This is a genomic window from Mesorhizobium sp. M0815 (assembly GCF_040319995.1).
Classification (GTDB): Bacteria; Pseudomonadota; Alphaproteobacteria; order Rhizobiales; family Rhizobiaceae; genus Mesorhizobium.
The window spans coordinates 39,807-59,293 of sequence record NZ_JAMYOU010000003.1; the positions used below are offsets into that span (position 1 = coordinate 39,807).

A 19,487-nucleotide genomic window follows, 5' to 3' on the forward strand; every position below is an offset into this window, starting at 1 on the left:
CTTCGTTGTGCGAATAGTGACAGTGCCCGGCTTATGACCCTGTTCCGGGCGCACCGGTACGCTTGTCCGGCACTCAATGCGAGGCGTCGCGGGAGGGAGAATTCGGGCCGCTATTTACGGGAGTCGCTGTCGTTGGGGAACATAATCGGCGCTCCACCATCTGAACCAATTCACGATTGATCTTCTGGGAGGAACGAGATGAAAGTCAGCCTTTATAACCAACTTGTCCGCGCCGGGGCCACCCGCCGCGACGTGCTGAAGGGAGCGGCCAGCATGGCCGCCCTCGCCGCGGCCTCAAGCGCCGGACTTGGTGCCCTGACGCGCCCGGCTGCGGCCGCCGATGACCTGCGCGCGCAGATCCTGCAGATCCCGGGCGTCGGCAAGGGTCAGCCGACCGATGCCGATTTCCAGCAGGTCGGCGAGCTTTGCCTGGGCGCCACCAAGGCCAATGTCAAGGAAGGCGAATTCGCCGGTGTCGAACTCACCTTCATGGGCCTCAACAATCAGAACCTGCACAATGTGCTGTTTCGCGGCTTCCTGAAGCCGTGGGAGACCTATACCGGCGCCAAGATCAACTGGATCGACCTGGCGCAGGCTGACTACAACGCCCGCCTGCAGCAGTCGATTGCGACCGGCACCGTCGATTTCGACATCATCGAAATGGGAGCACCGTTCGAAGGCGACGTCTGCGGCAAGGGTCTCACCTCCGAGATGCCGGACTGGGTCAAGGACCAGATCGACATGAAGGACGTCGTGGCCTATCTGCAGCCGCCGGTCGGCACCTGGGACGGCAAGCAATATCGCGTCACCGTTGACGGCGACGCGCATAACTTCAACTACCGCACCGACGTGTTCGCCGATGCCGACCTCGCCAAGGCCTGGAAGGACGGCGGCGGAGAAGGCGAATGGGGCGTGCCGAAGACCTGGCAGCAGGTGCAGGCGGTGACGAAATTCCTCAAGGGCAAGCAGGTGAACGGCCAGGATGTCTTTGGCTACCTCGATGCGCCCAAGCCCTGGGGCGGTTTCGGCTTCTATTTCCTCGGCAGCCGCGCCAGCGCCTACGCCAAGCATCCCGATGACAAGGCATGGCTGTTCGATGCCGACACGATGAAGCCGCGCGTCAACAATCCGGCATGGGTGCGGGCGATCCAGGACGTCATCGATGCCCTGCCCTCCGAACCTGCCGACCAGATCAACGCCGACCCGAATACCACCGCCTTCCAGCAATTCCTGGCAGGCACCGGTTCGATGGTCACCTGGTGGGGCGACGTCGGTTCGAACGTCAAGACCAACGATTCCTCGGTCGTCGGCGACATCACCGGCTTCTCGATCCTGCCGGGCTCGGACGATGTCTACAACTCCAAGACCGGCCAGTGGGACAAGCTCGCCAGCGGGCCGAACCATGCGCCGAACTGCGCCTATCTCGGCTGGGGCGTCTATGTCATGGCCCGCGTCGACGGCGACGAAAAGAAGAAGAAGGCGGCCTGGTCTGCCGCCGCCCATCTCGGCGGCAAGGACCTGTCGCTCTGGTGCGCGGCCTATCCGTCGGGTTTCCAGCCCTATCGCAACTCGCATTTCAACATTCCGGAATGGGTGGCGGCGGGCTACGACGAGGCGTTCATCACCTCGTATCTGAAGTCGGAAGCCGACAGCTACAACCATCCGAACGCGGCGATCGAGCCGCGTATCCCCGGCATCTTCCAGTATTACAGCGCCGCCGAGGACATTTTGGCCAACACCTTTGCCGGCAAGATGAAGGCGCAGGAAGGCGCCGACGCCATCGCAGCCGCCTGGGAGAAGCTGACCGACCAGATCGGCCGCGACAACCAGATCAAGCTCTACAAGGCCTCACTCGGCATGTAGGTTGAGATAGTGAAACTTGGTCCGGCGGCGTACAGCCGCCGGACCTCCCCTTGACCGACTTGGCCTCGACCGGCTCGGCCGGTCATCGAGCCTCCTGTGAACGGGCAAGACGCGTGGCTGACCGGACCCTGGCTGACCAGACTCTGTCGACAAGTGAATGGCCGGCAGGCGCCGTGCCATCCGACCTGATACCGCGGAGCCGCAAACGGCTTGGCTGGGCGCTGATGGCTGCTGCAACGCTAGGCCTTCTGGCGGTGATTGCGCTGCAAATCCTTTACAAGAGCGATGTCGACACTATCGGCTTCGAGACGTGGCGGCCGGTGGTCTACGCCTATGTGCTGTGGGGTGTCGCGCTCGGCATCGGCCAGGTGCTGACGCGCGGCGAGGATGGCCAGCGCGCGTTGTTCCTGCTGCCGGCGCTGCTGTTCACCATTGCCATGGTGATCTTCCCGACATTGTTCGGCTTCTACATCGCGCTGACCGACTGGAACCTCAGTTCCTTCAGCGGCCGGCAGTTCAACGGGCTCGACAATTTCTGGCAGATGCTGAACGACGCCTATTATCGCAACGCCCTGTTCAACATGGTGCTCTACGTGCTGGCCGTGTTCGTCGAATATGTCATCGCCTTTGGCCTGGCGCTGCTGCTCAACGCGCAGATCCGGGCGCGAAAATTCTTCCGCGTCGTCTTTCTCATGCCCCTGATGCTGTCGCCGGTGGCTGTGTCGTGGATGATCGGCAAGTCGCTGATGGAATACCGCTTCGGGCCGGCCGCAACGCTGGCGCGGCATCTCGGCTGGGAAAACCCGGCCTTCTTCTCCAATCCGATCACCGCCCGCATCTCGATCATGGTGCTCGATGCCTGGACGTTCATCCCGTTCATGATGATCATGCTGCTTGCCGGCCTGCAGGCGATGTCGCGCGAGGTGCTCGAGGCAGCGCGTGTCGATGGCGCCACCGCCTGGCAGACCTTCTGGCAGGTCACCTTCCCGCTGATGCTGCCGGTCTCGGTGACGGCGGTCATCCTGCGCATCATCTTCAAGCTGAAGCTCGCCGATATCATCATCACCGTTACCTCCGGCGGCCCGGGCGGCGCGACTGATTCGGTGTCGAGCTTCATCTACCGCGAATATCGCGACCGTTCGAATGTCGGCTACGGCACGATGCTGGCGATGGCCTATTTGATCATCATCATCGTGTTTGTGACCTGGCTACTGAAATTCGCCAGCCGCTTCGTGCGCAACGTCAACTGATCGGGCCGGCAAGATGAGCGTTCAAACCACCGACTTTGCCGCCTCCGAAATCCGCTCGCCGGCGGCGTTCTTCGCCAACCGCGTCTTCATCTACGGTGCCCTCATCTTCTGGGCCTTCATCTGCCTGTTCCCAATCTATTGGACGATAACCACCTCGTTCAAGACCGCGGTCGACGTCACCCAGGGCCATCTGATCCCGTTCGTCGATTTCAAACCCGACTGGAAGGGCTGGCGTTCGCTTGGCCTGTCGCCGGACTCGATCTTTCGGACGTCGACGGTGCGCGACGAATTCATCAAGCGCTTCATGAATTCGGTCATCACTTCGGTCGGCGCGTCGACCCTCGCCATCGTCATCGGCAGCCTCGCCGCCTATGGGCTGACCCGCTATCGTTACAAGTTCGCCTGGTTCAGGAACGAGGACATTTCCTTCTTCTTCCTGTCGCAGTTGATCCTGCCGCCGGTGGTATTGGCCCTGCCCTTCCTCGTGCTCTACCGGGAAGTCGGCCTGCTCGACACGCGCGTCGGGCTGATCCTGCTCTACACGCTGATGGTACTGCCGATCGTCATCTGGATCATGCGCGACCAGTTCAATTCGATCCCTGTCGAGCTGGAGGAGGCAGCACTCGTCGATGGCCTGTCGATCTGGGGTGCCTTCTTGCGCATCGTCATGCCGATCGCGCTGCCGGGCATGGTCGCGGCCTTCATCCTGGCGATGGTGCTGTGCTGGAACGAGTATTTCTTCGCCGCGCTTTTGACCTCGACCGATGCCAAGACCATTCCTGTCATGGTGGCGAGCCAGACCGGCTCACAAGGCATCAACTGGTGGTCGATGGCAGCGCTTGCCACCGCGGCCATCACACCGCTCGCCGTCATCGGCATTGCGCTCGAGCGTTACCTGATCATGGGCATGACGGCGGGCGCGGTGAAATAGGCGATGGCCAACAAATACTGGTTCGCACGCAACAGGCGCGGCAGCGGCTACGCCAAAGGCGTGATGCCGATCAGTTGGGAAGGCCGGGCCGTAGTCGCCGGTTTTGTGATGGCGATGATTGCCGGCGGCTTGATCATGCTGCTTCTCGGCCTCTACGCGAACCTGATGGCACTCGGCATCGTGATTTACGTCCTGCTGGCTATCTGCGGCGCCGGCACGTTCATCTGGGCTGCGGCGACCAAGGTCGATCCCGAAAAGACCATGGCCGACTATCAGGCGGAAAGGCTAAGAGCCCGGTCGTCCGGGATCTAGACAGCACCTAACCCAAAAGTGTTGCCCGCAAATGATCGAGGATCATGGCAACCCCTTTTTGCCCCAGTTCCGCCGAGGCTTCGGGCGCACTTGCCGTGTACCAGCCGGTGTTGTCGGCGAAGCGGCCGGCATCCACCGCTTCCGGGCACAGCGCCAGCATCAGTGACGTCTCGCCGGTGCCGGCATGGTCGAACGGGTACTGGCTGTGCATTGAAGCCGGCATCAGCGGATGCACCTGTACCCAGTTGAAGAAATTGCTGCCCTCGGCGTGCTCGGCATAATAGTCAGCCATCGCCGCAGAGCCCCACCAGCCTTCGCCGCGTTCTTTCTCCAGGAAGCGGAAGATCGCTTGTCGGCCGGCGGCCTTGAAGGCGAGATCGGTTGGCATGCCGGCAGCAAAATTCTCGGTTTGGTGGTGAATGATGGCGTGGATGTTGCGGAAGCCAATGCGCAGCAAGCTGTAGAACAATTCTTCCGCAAATGGCGCCAGCACATTGCCGCCGACCTGCACCGAGCCGCTGCCTTCCGGCGCCGCAACGGCATAGCTTGCCGCGCCGTAATAGAAGGGCGGCAGAATGACGATTTCGGCCTCCGTTTCGAACAGTTCCAGGCTCTTGACCACGGCCAGCGTGTCCATGCCGACGGCCATGTGCTCGCCGTGATATTCGAGCACACCGAGCGGCAACACGACCGGCCGGTTCTCGGCGATCGCCTTGCGGATCTGGTGCGGCAGCATCAGTTCGTAGCGCATGACACCTACTCCATATTGGTGTGGCGGGCGCGCATCGCTTCCGGCGAGACGCCGGTCAGATCCCTGAGCTTCAGCACCATCACTTCGAAGAGGACGAACAGCGCGCCTTCGAACACCGAGCCCATCGGCAGGACGGATGTCTTTTCCGGACCCTGGTCGTCGGCCATGGTCTGAGCCGGGATAAGCAGCGTGAAGTCGGCCAGCTTCGCGGCAGTGCTGTCGGCTTGCGCGGTGAGCAGCAGGACGACGGCACCGGCCTCGCGCGCGACCCGCATCAAGGTCAGCACCGTCGATGTCTCGCCCGGGCCGGAGCTGGCGAGGAAGACATCGCCCGCGCCCAGCGGCGGCGTGGTCATGTCGCCGACGACCGACACCGGCAGACCGAGATGGTAGAGCCGCATGGCAAAACCCTGGACCTGCAGCGCCTCGCGGCCGCAGCCATAGGTGACGATCTTTTTCGCGCCGGCCAAGATGGCGCAAGCCGCGTCAATGCGGCTTTCGTTGATACGCTCCAGCACGGTGCCAAGCTCGCTCAGCGCAATCCCAAACAGGTTTTCGCCGTCGTCCGTCATGACATTTGCACCAGCTTGCAGGTACCGGAGAACCACATGAACATCTCAGTCACATTTGCCCCGAACAGCTTGTTTTCATTCATGCTATCACCGCGAAAATTGGTGTCCAACGGCACGCAGTGCTTTTGATGCGCTACAGCCGTGATAGTGTCACGGCAAATCGTAAATGAGGAAACGACAGCATATGAAGACACGGCATTTCGACCGCATCGGCAATGGCGGCATCAACTTCACCGAGCTCGGCTTCGGCACCGCGCCGCTCGGCAATCTCTATCGCGCCGTGTCCGATGAGGATGCCAATGCCACGCTGGAGGCGGCATGGCGGGTCGGCTGCCGCTACTACGACACAGCACCGCTCTATGGGCTCGGCCTCGCAGAAACGCGGCTTAATCCGTTCCTGCGTTCGAAGAGGCGCGACGACTACGTGCTGTCGAGCAAGGTCGGGCGCATCATGCGCGCCTGCCCGCCGGAACAGCGCACCGGCATCGGCAAGTTCTTCGACACGCCGTCGCGCCGCGAGGTCTACGACTACAGCTATGACGGCGTCATGCGCTCGTTCGAAGCCTCGCTGGAACGGCTCGGCGTCGACCGCATCGACATCCTCTTCGTGCACGATGTCGACATCTTCACTCATGGCAGCAAGGAAGCCTCGGACCAGCGCATCCAGGAATTCATGAGCTCGGGCTACTATGGATTGCTGGCACTGCGCGACCAGGGCGTAATCAAGGCGTTCGGCGGCGGCATCAATGAGTGGCCGGTTGCCCAGACGCTGGCCGAGCGCGGCGATTTCGACCTGTTTCTGCTTGCCGGGCGCTATACGCTGCTGGAGCAGGAGGCGCTGCAGTCTTTCCTGCCTCTATGCCAGCAACGCGGCATCGGCATCGTTCTCGGCGGGCCGTACAATTCCGGCATTCTGGCAACCGGGCCGAAGCCCGGCGCCTACTACAATTATTCGGAAGCGCCGCAGGATATCATGGACCGCGTCACCCGCATCGAGGCCGTCTGCAAGCGCCACGGCGTGCGCCTGATCGAGGCGGCGCTGCAGTTTCCGCTGCTGCATCCTTCGGTCGTGTCGGTAGTCCCGGGCGGCCAGCGGCCGGGCGAAGTCGAAAGCAATCGCTCGCTGCTCGACACAAAACTGCCATCGGCGCTGTGGGCCGATCTCAAGAAAGAAGGCTTGATGCGCACGGATGCGCCGACGGCATAGCGCCGCCTTTCCAACGACCTGCGGGCACAGAAAAGAAAAACCGGATATGCCGGCTTTTCTTTTCTCTGAAAGACTTAAGGAGGCGCTTAGTTGACCGCGTCCTTGAGGCCCTTGCCGGCCGAGAACTTCGGCACGGTGCGCGCCGGGATCTTCACTTCCGCACCGGTCTGCGGATTGCGGCCGGTCGACGCGGCGCGTTTTGACACGGTGAAATTTCCGAAGCCGACAAGCCGGACATCGCCGCCCTTTTTCAGTTCGCCGGTGATGACGGAAAACACCGCATCAACCGCCGACTGCGCGTCACCCTTCGAAATACTCGCGGCATCGGCGACAGCGGACACCAGTTCGTTCTTGTTCATAAAAATTCCCTTCCATGAGAAAACCGGAACACTCGACTCATCCGGCAGGAAACGGACTTTAGAAAGAAGCGCTCCGCCAACCAAGTCGAAAAGCGCCAAGAAAGTCGAAAAAAGCCCGGAAATCCGGGGTTCTTCACATGAAAAAGCCGGGCTCAAGGCCCGGCTCTCTCTTGTGCATTGCAACTTTAGCAAGAACTAATGCGCCAGCGATTTACCTGCCTCGTCTCCGACATCGACCACGGCCGGCGCATTGACGGGTTCGACCCACTGGATCGGTTCCGGCATGCGCACCAGCGCATGGCGCAACACTTCGCCAACGCGTGAGACCGGAATGATCTCCATGCCGCTCTTCACGTTCTCCGGAATCTCCGCCAGATCCTTGGCGTTCTCTTCCGGGATCAGCACCTTCTTGATGCCGCCGCGCAGTGCGGCAAGCAGCTTTTCCTTAAGGCCGCCGATCGGCAGCACCCTGCCGCGCAGCGTGATCTCGCCGGTCATCGCCACATCGGCCTTGACCGGGATACCGGTCAACACCGAGACGATCGCCGTCGCCATCGCCACGCCAGCCGACGGTCCGTCCTTAGGCGTTGCGCCTTCTGGCACGTGCACGTGGATATCGCGCTTGTCGAACAGCGGCGGCTCGACGCCGAAATCGATGGCCCGCGAGCGGACGTAAGACGCCGCCGCCGAGATCGATTCCTTCATCACGTCGCGCAGATTGCCGGTCACCGTCATGCGGCCCTTGCCGGGCATCATGACGCCTTCCACCGTCAACAGCTCGCCGCCGACTTCCGTCCAGGCGAGCCCGGTGACCACGCCGACCTGATCGTCGCTCTCGACCTGGCCGAAGCGGAAGCGCGGAACACCAAGGTAATCGGCAAGATTGTCCGCCGTGATGTTGATCGTCTTCTTCTTCGTCTTCAGGATCTCGGTCACCGCCTTGCGCCCGAGCTTCATCAGCTCGCGCTCCAGGCTCCTGACGCCCGCTTCACGGGTGTAGGTCTGGATGATGCCGCGGATCGCGTCCTCGCCGACGGAGAACTCCTTCGGCTGCAACGCGTGGTCGCGGATCACCTTGGGCATCAGGTGACGCTTGGCGATTTCGATCTTCTCGTCCTCGGTGTAACCGGCGATACGGATGATCTCCATGCGGTCCATCAAGGGCGCAGGGATGTTCAGCGTGTTCGCCGTCGTCACGAACATCACGCTCGACAGGTCGTATTCGACCTCGAGGTAATGGTCCATGAACGTCGAGTTCTGCTCGGGATCGAGCACCTCGAGCAAAGCCGATGACGGATCGCCGCGGAAATCCTGGCCCATCTTGTCGATCTCGTCGAGCAGGAAGAGCGGGTTGGATTTCTTCGCCTTCTTCATCGACTGGATGACCTTGCCGGGCATCGAGCCGATATAGGTGCGGCGGTGACCACGGATCTCGGCCTCGTCGCGCACGCCGCCCAGCGCCATGCGGATGAACTCACGACCGGTCGCCTTGGCGATCGACTTGCCGAGCGAGGTCTTGCCGACGCCGGGAGGTCCGACGAGGCACAGGATCGGCCCCTTCAGCTTCTTCTGGCGGCTCTGCACGGCGAGGTATTCGACGATGCGGTCCTTGACCTTGTCGAGGCCGAAATGATCCGTATCGAGCACGTTCTGGGCAAAGGCCAGATCCTGCTTGACCTTGGAGTTCCTGCCCCACGGGATCGACAGCAGCCAGTCGAGATAGTTGCGCACGACGGTCGATTCAGCCGACATCGGCGACATCGTCCGCAGCTTCTTCAGTTCGGCTTCTGCCTTTTCGCGGGCCTCCTTGGAGAGCTTGGTCTTCTTGATGCGCGCCTCGATCTCGGCGGCCTCGTCGCGGCCGTCCTCGCCTTCGCCGAGCTCCTTCTGGATCGCCTTCATCTGCTCGTTGAGGTAGTATTCGCGCTGCGTCTTCTCCATCTGGCGCTTGACGCGCGAGCGGATGCGCTTCTCGACCTGGAGCACCGAGATTTCGGCTTCCATGAAGCCCATCGCCTTCTCCAGCCGTTCCTTGACGGAAAGCGTGGCGAGCATCTCCTGCTTCTCGGGGATCTTGATGGCAAGATGCGAAGCGACCGTGTCGGCGAGCTTGGAATAGTCGTCGATCTGGCTGGCGGCACCCACCACTTCGGGCGAGATCTTCTTGTTCAGCTTGACGTAGTTCTCGAAGTCGGTGACGACGGAACGGGCCAGCGCCTCGACCTCGACCTCTTCCTCCTCCGGTTCGACCAGCGCCGCAGCACGGGCTTCATGGAAGTCGGGACGGTCGGTGAACGCAACGATTTTCGCGCGCGAGGCGCCTTCGACCAGCACCTTCACGGTGCCGTCTGGCAGTTTCAGCAATTGCAGCACATTGGCGAGCGTGCCGATGTCAAAGATGGCATCGGGCTCCGGATCGTCGTCGGCGGCATTCATCTGGGTCGCAAGCAGGATCTGCTTTTCCTGACCCATCACTTCTTCCAGCGCCTTGATCGACTTTTCACGCCCGACGAAGAGCGGAACGATCATGTGCGGGAACACCACGATGTCGCGCAGTGGGAGGACTGCGAAGACGCCGTCGCTGGGAGCCTTGGATAATTTGGCCATTGTCCAACCTTTCATGTCGCGGCCGCCAATCGGCCAACCGCGAATCTCATATTAACGACCGGGGATCGTTCCGCCTACCACCGTTTGTGACGGGAGTTTTACAGCACAGAATTCGGCACCACGGCCTTCTGCCTTTAGTTGGAGGCACGGCGGGTAAAGATCAAGGGTCAACACGGTCCGTCCCTCCAATCCGCAGCCATTACGCGGCGCCGTACGCGGTGTGCGACAGCAAAACGGCGCCCCGCGGCGCCGTTTCAGAAAAATCCATTGCCGGCTCACGTCAGGCGCTGACGTTGCCCTTCTTTTCCTTCTGCTCGGAATAGATGTAGAGCGGCCTGGCGTTGCCTGACACCACCTCTTCCGAAATAACCACTTCGCGCACGCCTTCGAGCGCCGGCAGCTCGAACATGGTGTCGAGCAGAATCGCTTCCATGATCGAACGCAGGCCGCGCGCGCCGGTCTTGCGCTCGATGGCGCGCTTGGCGATCGCCGACAGCGCGTTCTCGTGGAAGGTCAGGTCAACATTCTCCATCTCGAACAGCCGCTGATACTGCTTGACCAGCGCGTTCTTCGGTTCGGTCAGGATCTGGATCAGTGCCGGCTCGTCGAGATCCTCCAGCGTCGCCAAGACAGGCAGACGGCCTACGAACTCGGGAATGAGGCCGAACTTCAACAGATCCTCAGGCTCGACCAGGCGGAAAACATCGCCGGTGCGGCGATCCTCGGGCGAAGCGACGATGGCGCCGAAACCGATCGAGGTCTTCCTGCCGCGATCCGAGATGATCTTGTCCAGGCCGGCAAAAGCGCCGCCGCAGATGAACAGGATGTTGGCGGTGTCGACCTGCAGGAATTCCTGCTGCGGATGCTTCCTGCCGCCCTGCGGCGGCACGGAGGCAACGGTGCCTTCCATGATCTTCAAAAGTGCCTGCTGCACGCCCTCGCCCGAGACGTCGCGGGTGATCGACGGGTTGTCCGACTTGCGCGAGATCTTGTCGATCTCGTCGATATAGACAATGCCGCGCTGGGCGCGCTCGACATTGTAGTCGGCCGACTGCAACAGCTTCAGGATGATGTTCTCGACGTCCTCGCCGACATAGCCGGCCTCGGTCAGCGTCGTCGCGTCGGCCATGGTGAAGGGAACGTCGATGATGCGGGCCAGCGTCTGCGCCAGCAACGTCTTGCCGCAACCGGTCGGGCCGATCAGCAGGATGTTCGACTTCGCCAGCTCGACGTCGTTGTTCTTGCCGGCATGGGCGAGGCGCTTGTAGTGGTTGTGGACGGCCACCGACAGCACGCGCTTGGCGTAGGGCTGGCCGATGACGTAGTCGTCGAGAACCTTGAGGATTTCCTGCGGGGTCGGCACGCCCTCGCGCGACTTCACCATCGAGGTCTTGTTCTCCTCGCGGATGATGTCCATGCACAGCTCGACGCATTCGTCGCAGATGAACACCGTCGGCCCGGCGATCAGCTTGCGCACTTCGTGCTGGCTTTTGCCGCAAAACGAGCAATAAAGCGTGTTCTTGGAATCACCGCTGTTGTTGCCGACCTTGCTCATTTTCATGTCCTTTCATGGCCGCCCGCCGATGGTCTGGTTGAAAGGGCGCATATTCAATCTATCGCGGGAATCCGCCGCCGCCAGTGCCCCGGCTCCCGCAACGCATTCCGTACGAAACACAAATCGGAAAACGGGGCAATGATTCGAACAACCCCACGCAAAGCTAAGCCGTCGAAAATCAACATAGCCTTAACGTAGGCAATTGCACCCGTCGAGGGAACAGCCAATTGTGGCCGAAATGCCGCAAGCTGCGCCAAAAGCGTGTGATCCCGCCACTCACTGCCACCGCGGGGCCACCGCGTGCCTATAAGGCAATACCTTCGACCGGCTCACGTGACGAAATGACCTTGTCGATAAGGCCGAAATCCCTGGCCTCGTCGGCAGTCATGAAATGGTCACGGTCGAGCGTTTTTTCAATCTCATCGTAGCTCTTGCCGGTGTGCTTGACGTAAACCTCGTTGAGGCGGCGCTTCAGCTTGATGATGTCCTGGGCATGGCGCTCGATGTCGGAGGCCTGGCCCTGGAAGCCGCCGGACGGCTGGTGGACCATGATGCGGGCGTTCGGCGTGGCAAAGCGCATGTCCTTGTGGCCCGCCGTCAAGAGCAGCGATCCCATCGATGCGGCCTGGCCGATGCAGAGCGTCGACACGGCGGGCTTGATGAACTGCATGGTGTCGTAGATCGCCATGCCGGAGGTGACGACGCCGCCGGGCGAGTTGATATAAAGGTTGATTTCCTTCTTCGGATTCTCCGCCTCGAGGAACAGCAGCTGCGCGCAGACCAGCGTCGCCATGCCGTCCTCGACCGGGCCGGTGATGAAAATGATGCGCTCCTTGAGGAGCCGCGAGAAAATGTCATAGGCCCGCTCGCCGCGATTGGTCTGTTCGACCACCATCGGAACGAGGTTCATGTAGGTTTCGACGGGGTTCTTCATGGACTATCCCTTTTTGAGGATGGGATTCCGGCGCCGGAGATTTGCAATCGGGCAGAATCGGTTCTGGATCGTTATTGTGTAAATAGGATGCCGGCTCACCCTAGCGCAAGGCCGCCTCTCCTAGCCATCCGGTTAAGTCGAATCAAGGTTTCCAAACCAAGTTTCGCCCGTCGCCGTGCCGGCAGCCCTCTCCTGCCGCCGGAAGGGACGCTCATGCTTGGCCGTTGTTTAGCAGTTTCTTAACCGCATCGCTTAACGAAAAGCGGTGAAACCGCTTTTTCCAGCCGCGGCTTGCCCTACAATCCAACGTTGAACCCGCTTCACGCAGTTCAAACAGGGGGAGTGCGATGATCAGGAAAACTGCTTCCTTGGCTCTTACCGGCCTCGCCGTACTCGGCATGGCATCCGAAACGGCTGCCAGCGGACGCGCGGTTGAATGCTACGAGAAGGTCAACCGGCCGGCCGTCTACGACACGGTCTATGAGGACGTGCTCGTCAGTCCGGCCGGCCAGCAGGTGGAATACGAGGCGCCAATCTACGGGACGCGCGAGCGCGTAGTGCAGATCGCGCCGGCGCGCGTCAGCTACGAGATCGCGCCCGCCATCACCCGCACCATCTACCGGTCCGTGAGGGTCGACGACGGCGGCTATTCCTGGGAATGGCGCATCATCAATGGTCGCAAGGTCCTGTGCAAGGTCAGGCACAAGGCGCGCTATGAACGTGTGGCCGAGATCGTCGTGGTTGAGCCGGAACGCCGGCGGCGCGTTGTCCTCCCCGCCGAATACGAGAGCGTCGCCGAAGAGGTGCAGGTGCGGCCGGAGCAACGGCGCATCATCGACATTCCAGCGTCTTATCAGACAGTGGCGCGCCGCGTGGTGGTCAGGGAGGGCTCATCCAGCTGGCGGCGCGTGCATATTCCGAGGCATTGCCGATACTAGGCGCTCAGGCCGCCTCGGCCCTGAGCCATTTCTTCAGGCCGTCGACATCGCCATTGCCGACGCAGGCCGCAACCCTTCTGCCAACTGCCGCGCCGAACTTGTAGCCGTGGCCGGAGCAGGCCGAGACGACCAGGCATCTGCCCTTTTGGTGGGCCAGAAATTTCTGGTCGGCGGTGAAGGTGTAGGCGCAGGTGACCACCTCGGTGACCTTGTACTCCGCGATACGGGCAATCGGCGGCGAAAACAGGTTGCGGATCGCCTCACCCTCGCCCGGTACCGGTTGACGGTTCCAGTCGGCATCGCTGGTCGGTACTCGGTGCAGGCCTGAGCCGAACTTCATGCCGGCGCCGCCGGAGGGCGGGATCACGTAGCCGTCGACGGAGCCACCGACGTCGAGCACAACCGGTGCTGCCTGCCAGGCTGCCTTCAGGTCCACCGGCGGCTCGACATAGGCGAGCGCGGTGCGCCAGGTTTTCAGCTCGCCATCCAGCTCCGGGAACAGTTTTAGCACCCAGGCGCCGGCAGCGACGACGATCCGGTCGGCCTGCATCGTTTCGCCCCTCGCAAGCACGACATGTCCGGCGTCGGCGTCGATCTCGACCACCTTGCTGTTTTCGTAGACATTGGCGCCGTTCGCGCGCAGCCATCTGGTGAGGCCCGAGGCGATCTTGCGGCAGTGCAAGGCGCCACCGTCCGGTGAAAAATATGCATAGCGGAATGAACCGGGTTCTAGGAACGGCCAGCGGTCGACCGCGGCGTCCGGTTCGAACAATTCGAACGGGTAGTTCCCGGCTTCCATGCCTTCGCGGTATTCCTCGGCCTCATCTCCCGGCTCGCGCGAAATACAGATGAAGCCGCGCGGATCGAGATGGCTTTCGCCGAGATCGGCCCACATTTCGTCCCAGGCTTCATAGGCGTTGGTGATCAGCCGGCCGTAGCCCGTCCTGGCCCGATAGGCGCGGCGAATGATGCGATGGTGGTCGCCGGAGGCGGCGAGCGGATTGGGGATCGGTCCCTGCTCGACGATCGAGACGAGGTGACCGGCCTTGACCAGCGACCACGCCGTGGAAAGCCCGGCAATGCCTGCACCGACCACGATCACATTCATGAAAACCGTCCTTCCACAACCGCTTTGGTGGCTCACCTCACGGGAGGGCCAACATACGGTCTGGCACCAGACTGGCAAGCCTTGGAGCGCCGCGCGTCCTTCGACGCGCAAAGGACGCTCCAACACTTTGAAACTGCGCATGATCCTTTCCGAAAACCGATTCCGGTTTTCGGGGTCATGCGCTAATGGTCTGGCATGACCGAATTGAAGCCGCCCTACCTTGCCTTTGATCCAGCCACCCGCCGACTGCGGCTCGATCCGCACGAGCCGGCTTTTTTTCAGGACCCTTACGAAGCCTACGCTTACCTGCACGGTGCATCGAGCGCCATCTTCTGGGAAGAATTTGGTTTCTGGTGCTTTGGCGGCTTCGACGACGTCAACCGTCTGCTGCGCGATCGCCGCTTCGGCCGGCAGAACCCGGCCGGCATTCCGGACAGCCGGGGCATCGGCCAGGATCGCACGCATCTCAGCGCCTTCGACGGCATCGAGGCCAATTCGATGCTGGAGCTGGAACCGCCCGTCCACACACGGCTCAGAACGCTGGTCAACCGGGCCTTCGTCTCGCGCCAGGTCGAGCGGCTCAGGCCGCGCGTCGAGGCGCTGGCCAACGAACTGATCGACCGTTTCGAACCAGGGGAAGTCGACCTGCTGCCGGCGTTCGCAGCTCCCTTGCCGATCACCATCATTGCCGAGATGCTCGGCGTACGGGTCGACATGGGTCCGCAGCTGCTCGACTGGTCGCATCGGATGGTCGCCATGTACATGCATGGCCGCACCCGCGAGACGGAGGACACGGCCAATCGCGCCGCGCGCGACTTTTCGAATTTTTTGCGCGGCTACGTCGCCGAGCGGCGAAAGAGGCCGGGCGAGGATCTTCTGTCGCTGCTGATTGCGGCACAGGAGGATGGCCAGAAACTGTCGGAGGACGAGCTGGTATCGTCGGCGATCCTGTTGCTCAATGCCGGCCATGAAGCAACCGTCCACCAGACCGGCAATGCGGTGCGCTCGATCCTTGCGCAAGGCGGCGACCCGCGCCGCTTCTTCGCCTCACCGGAAGCAACAGCCGCGACGGTCGAAGAGTGCCTGCGCTTCGACGCGCCGCTGCACATGTTCACGCGTTATGCCTATCAGGAGGTCGAGGCTGGGCCTGGGATCATCGTAGGCCCTGGCGAGACGATCGGTCTGCTGCTCGGCATGGCCAATCGCGATCCCGTCGCCTTTACCGAGCCCCTCGCCTTCAGGCCGGACCGCGCCGACCAGAAAAACCTGTCGTTCGGCGCCGGCATTCATTTCTGCATCGGCGCGCCGCTCGCCCGGCTCGAATTGCAGGTGTCGCTGAAAACCTTGTTCGAACGCCTGCCGCAGCTGCATCTTGCCGAACAACCACGCTTTCGCGACAGCTATCATTTCCATGGGCTGGAAACGCTCGCCGTGGGCTTTTGAGGATTCGATCCGATAGGCTCAGCCGACAGGCGATCAAAGCTTGATCACATACTCCTTGCGAGTCGTTTCAAGCACTTCCCAGCTCCCCTTGAAGCCCGGCCTCAGCACGAAACTATCGCCGGCTTTGACGGTGCGCGCCTTGCCGCCGTCTTCGGCGATCACCGAAACCCCTGACAGGATGTGGCAGAACTCCCATTCATCATATTCGATGCGCCATTTGCCTGGCGTCGCTTCCCAAATGCCGGCATAGAGGCCGCCGTCCTGTTCCTCGACATTCCAGGTGCGGAATTTCGGATCGCCCGAAATCAGGCGATCCGGCGCGGGTGCGCCAAGTTCCGGTGCGACGGTGTCGACGCCGACGGAAAGAAATCTCGGCGTGGTCATGGCGATCAGACCTTGGCGAGAGCCTGTTCCAGATCGGCGACGATGTCGTTGACGTCCTCGATGCCGACCGAAAGCCTGACCGTGTCCGGCCCTGCCCCGGCATTGATCTTCTGCTCGTCGGAAAGCTGGCGATGCGTGGTCGATGCCGGGTGGATGACCAGCGACTTGGTGTCGCCGACATTGGCCAGGTGCGAGAACAGCTCGAGCGCCTCGACGAACTTGATGCCCGCCGCGTAGCCGCCCTTCAGCCCGAAAGTGAACACCGCGCCGGCGCCCAGCGGCGAGTACTTCTTCTGCAACGCATTGTTCTTGTCGCTGGGCAGGCCGGGATAGGACACCCAGGCGACCTTGGGATGGTTGGAAAGCCATCCGGCGACCGCCGCCGCATTGTCGCAGTGGCGCTGCATCCTGAGCGGCAAGGTTTCCAGACCGGTCAGGATAAGGAATGCATTGAACGGCGAAATCGCCGCGCCGATGTCGCGCAGGCCGAGCACGCGCGCGGCGATGGCGAAGGCGAAATTGCCGAAGGTCTCATGCAGGACGAGGCCGCCATATTCGGGGCGCGGCACCGACAGCATCGGATATTTGCCCGACTTCGACCAGTCGAACGTGCCGCCGTCGACAATGGCGCCGCCGATCGAATTGCCATGGCCGCCGATGAACTTCGTCAGCGAATGCACGACGATGTCGGCGCCATGCTCGATTGGCCGCAGCAGGTAGGGCGAGGCCAGCGTGTTGTCGACAATCAGCGGCAGGCCGTGCTTGCAGGCAATGTCGCCGATCTTCTCGATATCGACGAAGACGCCGCCCGGATTGGCCAGGCTTTCGATGAAGATCGCCTTGGTCCTGTCGTCGATCTGGCTCTCGAAGGTCGAGATGTCATTGGTGTCGGCCCAGCGCACCTGCCAACCGAAATTCTTGAAGGCGTGGCCGAACTGGTTGATCGAGCCGCCGTAAAGCTTTGTCGCTGAAACGAAATTGTCGCCGGGCTGCATCAGATTGTGGAAGACCAGCACCTGCGCGGCATGGCCGGAGGCGACCGCAAGGCCTGCCGTGCCGCCTTCGAGTGCCGCGATGCGCTCTTCCAGCACCGCCTGTGTCGGGTTCATGATGCGGGTGTAGATGTTGCCGAACGCCTTCAGCCCGAACAGCGAGGCGGCGTGGTCGGCATCGTCGAAGACAAAGGAGGTCGTCTGATAGATCGGCGTCGCTCGCGCCCCAGTCGCCGGATCCGGCTTGGCGCCGGCATGGACGGCGAGCGTGTTGAACCCGGGCGTGCGCTGAACCATGTCGATATTCCTCTCCTGCCCACTGATACGGCCGGCATTGTTGGCCGATCATTGGCGCGAATGCAAAGGAGAAAAATTCCAGCCGACTTGTTCCTTCGGTGCAACCGGCTCGGGCATCGCGGGCTGAGGAGAATGGATTTGCGCCTCGCAAAAGATTGGGCCGGCGTGGCTCCCCGCCACAAGCCTGCTTCGCCGGCTCGCCACCCCGCGAAGCCGCCGCCTTCTTCCATAAGCCATCCGTAAGTCCGGCTCTGTCAGCCTGCGCGTCGGCAGCAATTTACTGCCTCCGACCATGGCAACAACCATGGGACTCCCAAGCATCCGCTGATGGACAAAGGCGATTATTCAAGGAGTATCTCAATGACGCTGCTGATCAATCTGCAAAGCATCAAGTGCCTCAACGAGACCAACGAGCTTTCGGCTTCCGACGAAGTCTACGTCCTGGTGAGCGTGGCGAACATGCGCCCCACCGCGCCGGGACTGCCCGCCGTGCCGGACCTCCAGGTCTTCAGCTTCGGCATCTTCGAGGACATGGACGACGATGACGAGCATCCCGTCACCGTGAACGGGCAACCGTTCTGGGGCACGAACGGAACCCCTCAGCCCATCCAGAATCCGGCCGACGTGGCAATTGTCGTCTCGCTGATGGAGCAGGACAACGGCTCGCCAAATCAATACCGGAACCTGGTGAGCATCAGGGGGGCGGCCTCGCTTACGGCGTCGCTCGGTGACCCCGACCCGCGCAATCGCGCGGCGCGGCTAACCAGCGACATCGGCAGCGTGTTGAACGGCATCGACCTGCCGATCCCCTTCGCGCTCGACGACGACCATCTCGGCACGCAGGAGCTCAGGCTGGAGGGGGCAGACCTGATAGATTTCGGCGTCAGGGACCGGCGCATGATCATCGAAGGCGACGGCGGAACCTACGAGCTGATCTTCCGGATCACCTTCGTCGGGACGTTGCGCGACGTGCCCGGCGTCAAGGGCATCGCATCGCTGGCCCGCATTCCGGGAAGCATGGAAATCTGGTGGACCAGCCCCAGCGGGTCGATCGAGGTCGGCTTCTGGTACGACGGTGGCCGTTGGAACCGCTATCGCCTGGCACCGGACGGAAGTGCCGCGCCTGGCACCGCCATCGCCGCCGTCTCACGTATCCCGCAAAGCATGGAGGAATGGTGGATCGGCCCAGCTGGATCGGTCGAAGCCAACTTCTGGTACGAGGGGGGCCAGCCGACCCGCTATCAGCTGGCGCCGAACGGCAGCGCCGCTCCCGATGGCGGCATCGTAGCGGTATCGCGCATCCCGAACAGCATGGAGGTCTGGTGGATCGGTCCCAACGGCTCGATCGAGGCGGCCTTCTGGTACGAAGGGGGCCAGTGGACACGTTATCAGCTGGCACCGGACGGCAGCGCGGCGCGCGGCGGCAGTATCGCAGCCGTCTCGCGCATCCCGAACAGCATGGAGGTCTGGTGGATCGGGCCCAACGGCTCGATCGAAGTCGCCTTCTGGTATGAGGGCGGCCAATGGACGCGGTATCAGCTTTCACCGGACGGCAGCGCCGCCGTCGGCGGCACCATCGCCACGCTGTCGCGCATCCCGAACAGCCTCGAGCTCTGGTGGATCGGGCCGCACGGATCGGTCGAAGCCAACTTCTGGTATGAAGGCGGCCAGCCCACCCGCTATCAGCTCGCGCCGAACGGCAGCGCCGCGATCAATGGCGGCATTGCAGCAGTTTCCCGCATCCCTGGCAGTATGGAAGTGTGGTGGACGGGGCCGAATGGGTCGATGGAGGCCGCGTTCTGGTACGAGGGCGGACAGTGGACCCGTTATCAGCTCGCGCCGGACGGCAGCGCCGCGACCAATGGCGGTATTGCCGCGGTCTCCCGTATCCCGAGTAGCATGGAGCTGTGGTGGGTCGACGGCGGCGGACGGATCTCGGCCGCCTTCTGGTACGAAGGCGGACAGTGGACCCGGTACTAGCGAT

The 19,487-nt window shown here is 62.2% G+C and carries 17 protein-coding genes; 8 read left to right on the forward strand and 9 right to left on the reverse strand.

Features of this window, described 5'->3' with window-relative positions; translation table 11 throughout:
* Nucleotides 1-198 precede the first annotated feature (198 nt).
* The 4 genes from NKI01_RS05220 to NKI01_RS05235 all read left to right on the forward strand — a co-directional run bounded on the left by NKI01_RS05220 (nt 199) and on the right by NKI01_RS05235 (nt 4,356).
* On the forward strand, nt 199-1,863 hold the full coding sequence (locus NKI01_RS05220) for an ABC transporter substrate-binding protein (RefSeq protein ID WP_023717335.1): 1,665 nt from the start codon (nt 199-201) through the stop codon (nt 1,861-1,863).
* 128 nt (nt 1,864-1,991) lie between these two features.
* Nucleotides 1,992-3,113: a carbohydrate ABC transporter permease gene (locus NKI01_RS05225; protein WP_031193505.1), complete on the forward strand. Its 1,122-nt coding sequence runs from the start codon at nt 1,992-1,994 to the stop codon at nt 3,111-3,113.
* A gap of 13 nt (nt 3,114-3,126) precedes the next feature.
* Nucleotides 3,127-4,044: a carbohydrate ABC transporter permease gene (locus NKI01_RS05230; RefSeq protein WP_352456619.1), complete on the forward strand. Its 918-nt coding sequence runs from the start codon at nt 3,127-3,129 to the stop codon at nt 4,042-4,044.
* Nucleotides 4,045-4,047: 3 nt separating this feature from the next.
* Nucleotides 4,048-4,356: a hypothetical protein gene (locus NKI01_RS05235; protein ID WP_023717332.1), complete on the forward strand. Its 309-nt coding sequence runs from the start codon at nt 4,048-4,050 to the stop codon at nt 4,354-4,356.
* 7 nt (nt 4,357-4,363) lie between these two features.
* Here the strand turns inward: NKI01_RS05235 and NKI01_RS05240 are convergent, their stop codons facing one another.
* Together NKI01_RS05240 and NKI01_RS05245 are read right to left on the reverse strand one after the other, a co-directional pair.
* Nucleotides 4,364-5,107 (reverse strand): creatininase family protein, encoded by a 744-nt coding sequence (locus NKI01_RS05240; RefSeq protein ID WP_023717331.1) that lies wholly within the window; start codon nt 5,105-5,107, stop codon nt 4,364-4,366.
* 5 nt (nt 5,108-5,112) lie between these two features.
* The gene (locus tag NKI01_RS05245; protein WP_023717330.1) at nt 5,113-5,679 is read right to left on the reverse strand and encodes an SIS domain-containing protein; all 567 of its coding nucleotides are present in this window, start codon (nt 5,677-5,679) and stop codon (nt 5,113-5,115) included.
* Between the two features lie 184 nt (nt 5,680-5,863).
* On the opposite strand from NKI01_RS05245, the gene NKI01_RS05250 reads away from it, so the two are divergent.
* Nucleotides 5,864-6,886, forward strand: coding sequence for an aldo/keto reductase (locus NKI01_RS05250; protein ID WP_352481200.1), 1,023 nt, complete (start codon nt 5,864-5,866; stop codon nt 6,884-6,886).
* Between the two features lie 86 nt (nt 6,887-6,972).
* On the opposite strand, the gene NKI01_RS05255 is transcribed toward NKI01_RS05250, so the two are convergent.
* The 4 genes from NKI01_RS05255 to NKI01_RS05270 form a co-directional block, all read right to left on the reverse strand.
* On the reverse strand, nt 6,973-7,245 hold the full coding sequence (locus NKI01_RS05255) for an HU family DNA-binding protein (RefSeq protein WP_006201846.1): 273 nt from the start codon (nt 7,243-7,245) through the stop codon (nt 6,973-6,975).
* Nucleotides 7,246-7,440: 195 nt separating this feature from the next.
* On the reverse strand, nt 7,441-9,852 hold the full coding sequence (lon, locus tag NKI01_RS05260) for an endopeptidase La (protein WP_023674656.1): 2,412 nt from the start codon (nt 9,850-9,852) through the stop codon (nt 7,441-7,443).
* Between the two features lie 280 nt (nt 9,853-10,132).
* Nucleotides 10,133-11,407 (reverse strand): ATP-dependent Clp protease ATP-binding subunit ClpX, encoded by a 1,275-nt coding sequence (gene clpX, locus NKI01_RS05265; protein WP_006332719.1) that lies wholly within the window; start codon nt 11,405-11,407, stop codon nt 10,133-10,135.
* A 304-nt stretch (nt 11,408-11,711) separates the two neighbouring features.
* Complete coding sequence (locus tag NKI01_RS05270; protein ID WP_023674655.1) at nt 11,712-12,341, reverse strand: ATP-dependent Clp protease proteolytic subunit; 630 nt, start codon at nt 12,339-12,341, stop codon at nt 11,712-11,714.
* 347 nt (nt 12,342-12,688) lie between these two features.
* Between NKI01_RS05270 and NKI01_RS05275 the strand changes: the two genes are divergently transcribed.
* On the forward strand, nt 12,689-13,279 hold the full coding sequence (locus NKI01_RS05275; RefSeq protein ID WP_352909319.1) for a hypothetical protein: 591 nt from the start codon (nt 12,689-12,691) through the stop codon (nt 13,277-13,279).
* A 4-nt stretch (nt 13,280-13,283) separates the two neighbouring features.
* On the opposite strand, the gene NKI01_RS05280 is transcribed toward NKI01_RS05275, so the two are convergent.
* Nucleotides 13,284-14,387 (reverse strand): NAD(P)/FAD-dependent oxidoreductase, encoded by a 1,104-nt coding sequence (locus NKI01_RS05280; RefSeq protein ID WP_352481203.1) that lies wholly within the window; start codon nt 14,385-14,387, stop codon nt 13,284-13,286.
* Between the two features lie 195 nt (nt 14,388-14,582).
* On the opposite strand from NKI01_RS05280, the gene NKI01_RS05285 reads away from it, so the two are divergent.
* Nucleotides 14,583-15,830 carry a cytochrome P450 gene (locus NKI01_RS05285; protein WP_023717326.1) on the forward strand — a complete coding sequence of 416 codons (1,248 nt, stop codon included), beginning with the start codon at nt 14,583-14,585 and terminating at the stop codon, nt 15,828-15,830.
* 33 nt (nt 15,831-15,863) lie between these two features.
* Here NKI01_RS05285 and NKI01_RS05290 read toward each other — a convergent pair whose 3' ends face one another.
* Both NKI01_RS05290 and NKI01_RS05295 read right to left on the reverse strand, forming a co-directional pair.
* A complete protein-coding gene (locus NKI01_RS05290) occupies nt 15,864-16,214 on the reverse strand; it encodes a cupin domain-containing protein (protein ID WP_352640074.1) in 351 nt (116 codons plus the stop codon).
* Nucleotides 16,215-16,219: 5 nt separating this feature from the next.
* Nucleotides 16,220-17,503, reverse strand: coding sequence for an O-acetylhomoserine aminocarboxypropyltransferase (locus NKI01_RS05295; protein ID WP_352909320.1), 1,284 nt, complete (start codon nt 17,501-17,503; stop codon nt 16,220-16,222).
* A gap of 360 nt (nt 17,504-17,863) precedes the next feature.
* On the opposite strand from NKI01_RS05295, the gene NKI01_RS05300 reads away from it, so the two are divergent.
* Nucleotides 17,864-19,483 carry a PLL family lectin gene (locus NKI01_RS05300; RefSeq protein ID WP_352640072.1) on the forward strand — a complete coding sequence of 540 codons (1,620 nt, stop codon included), beginning with the start codon at nt 17,864-17,866 and terminating at the stop codon, nt 19,481-19,483.
* Nucleotides 19,484-19,487 lie beyond the last annotated feature (4 nt).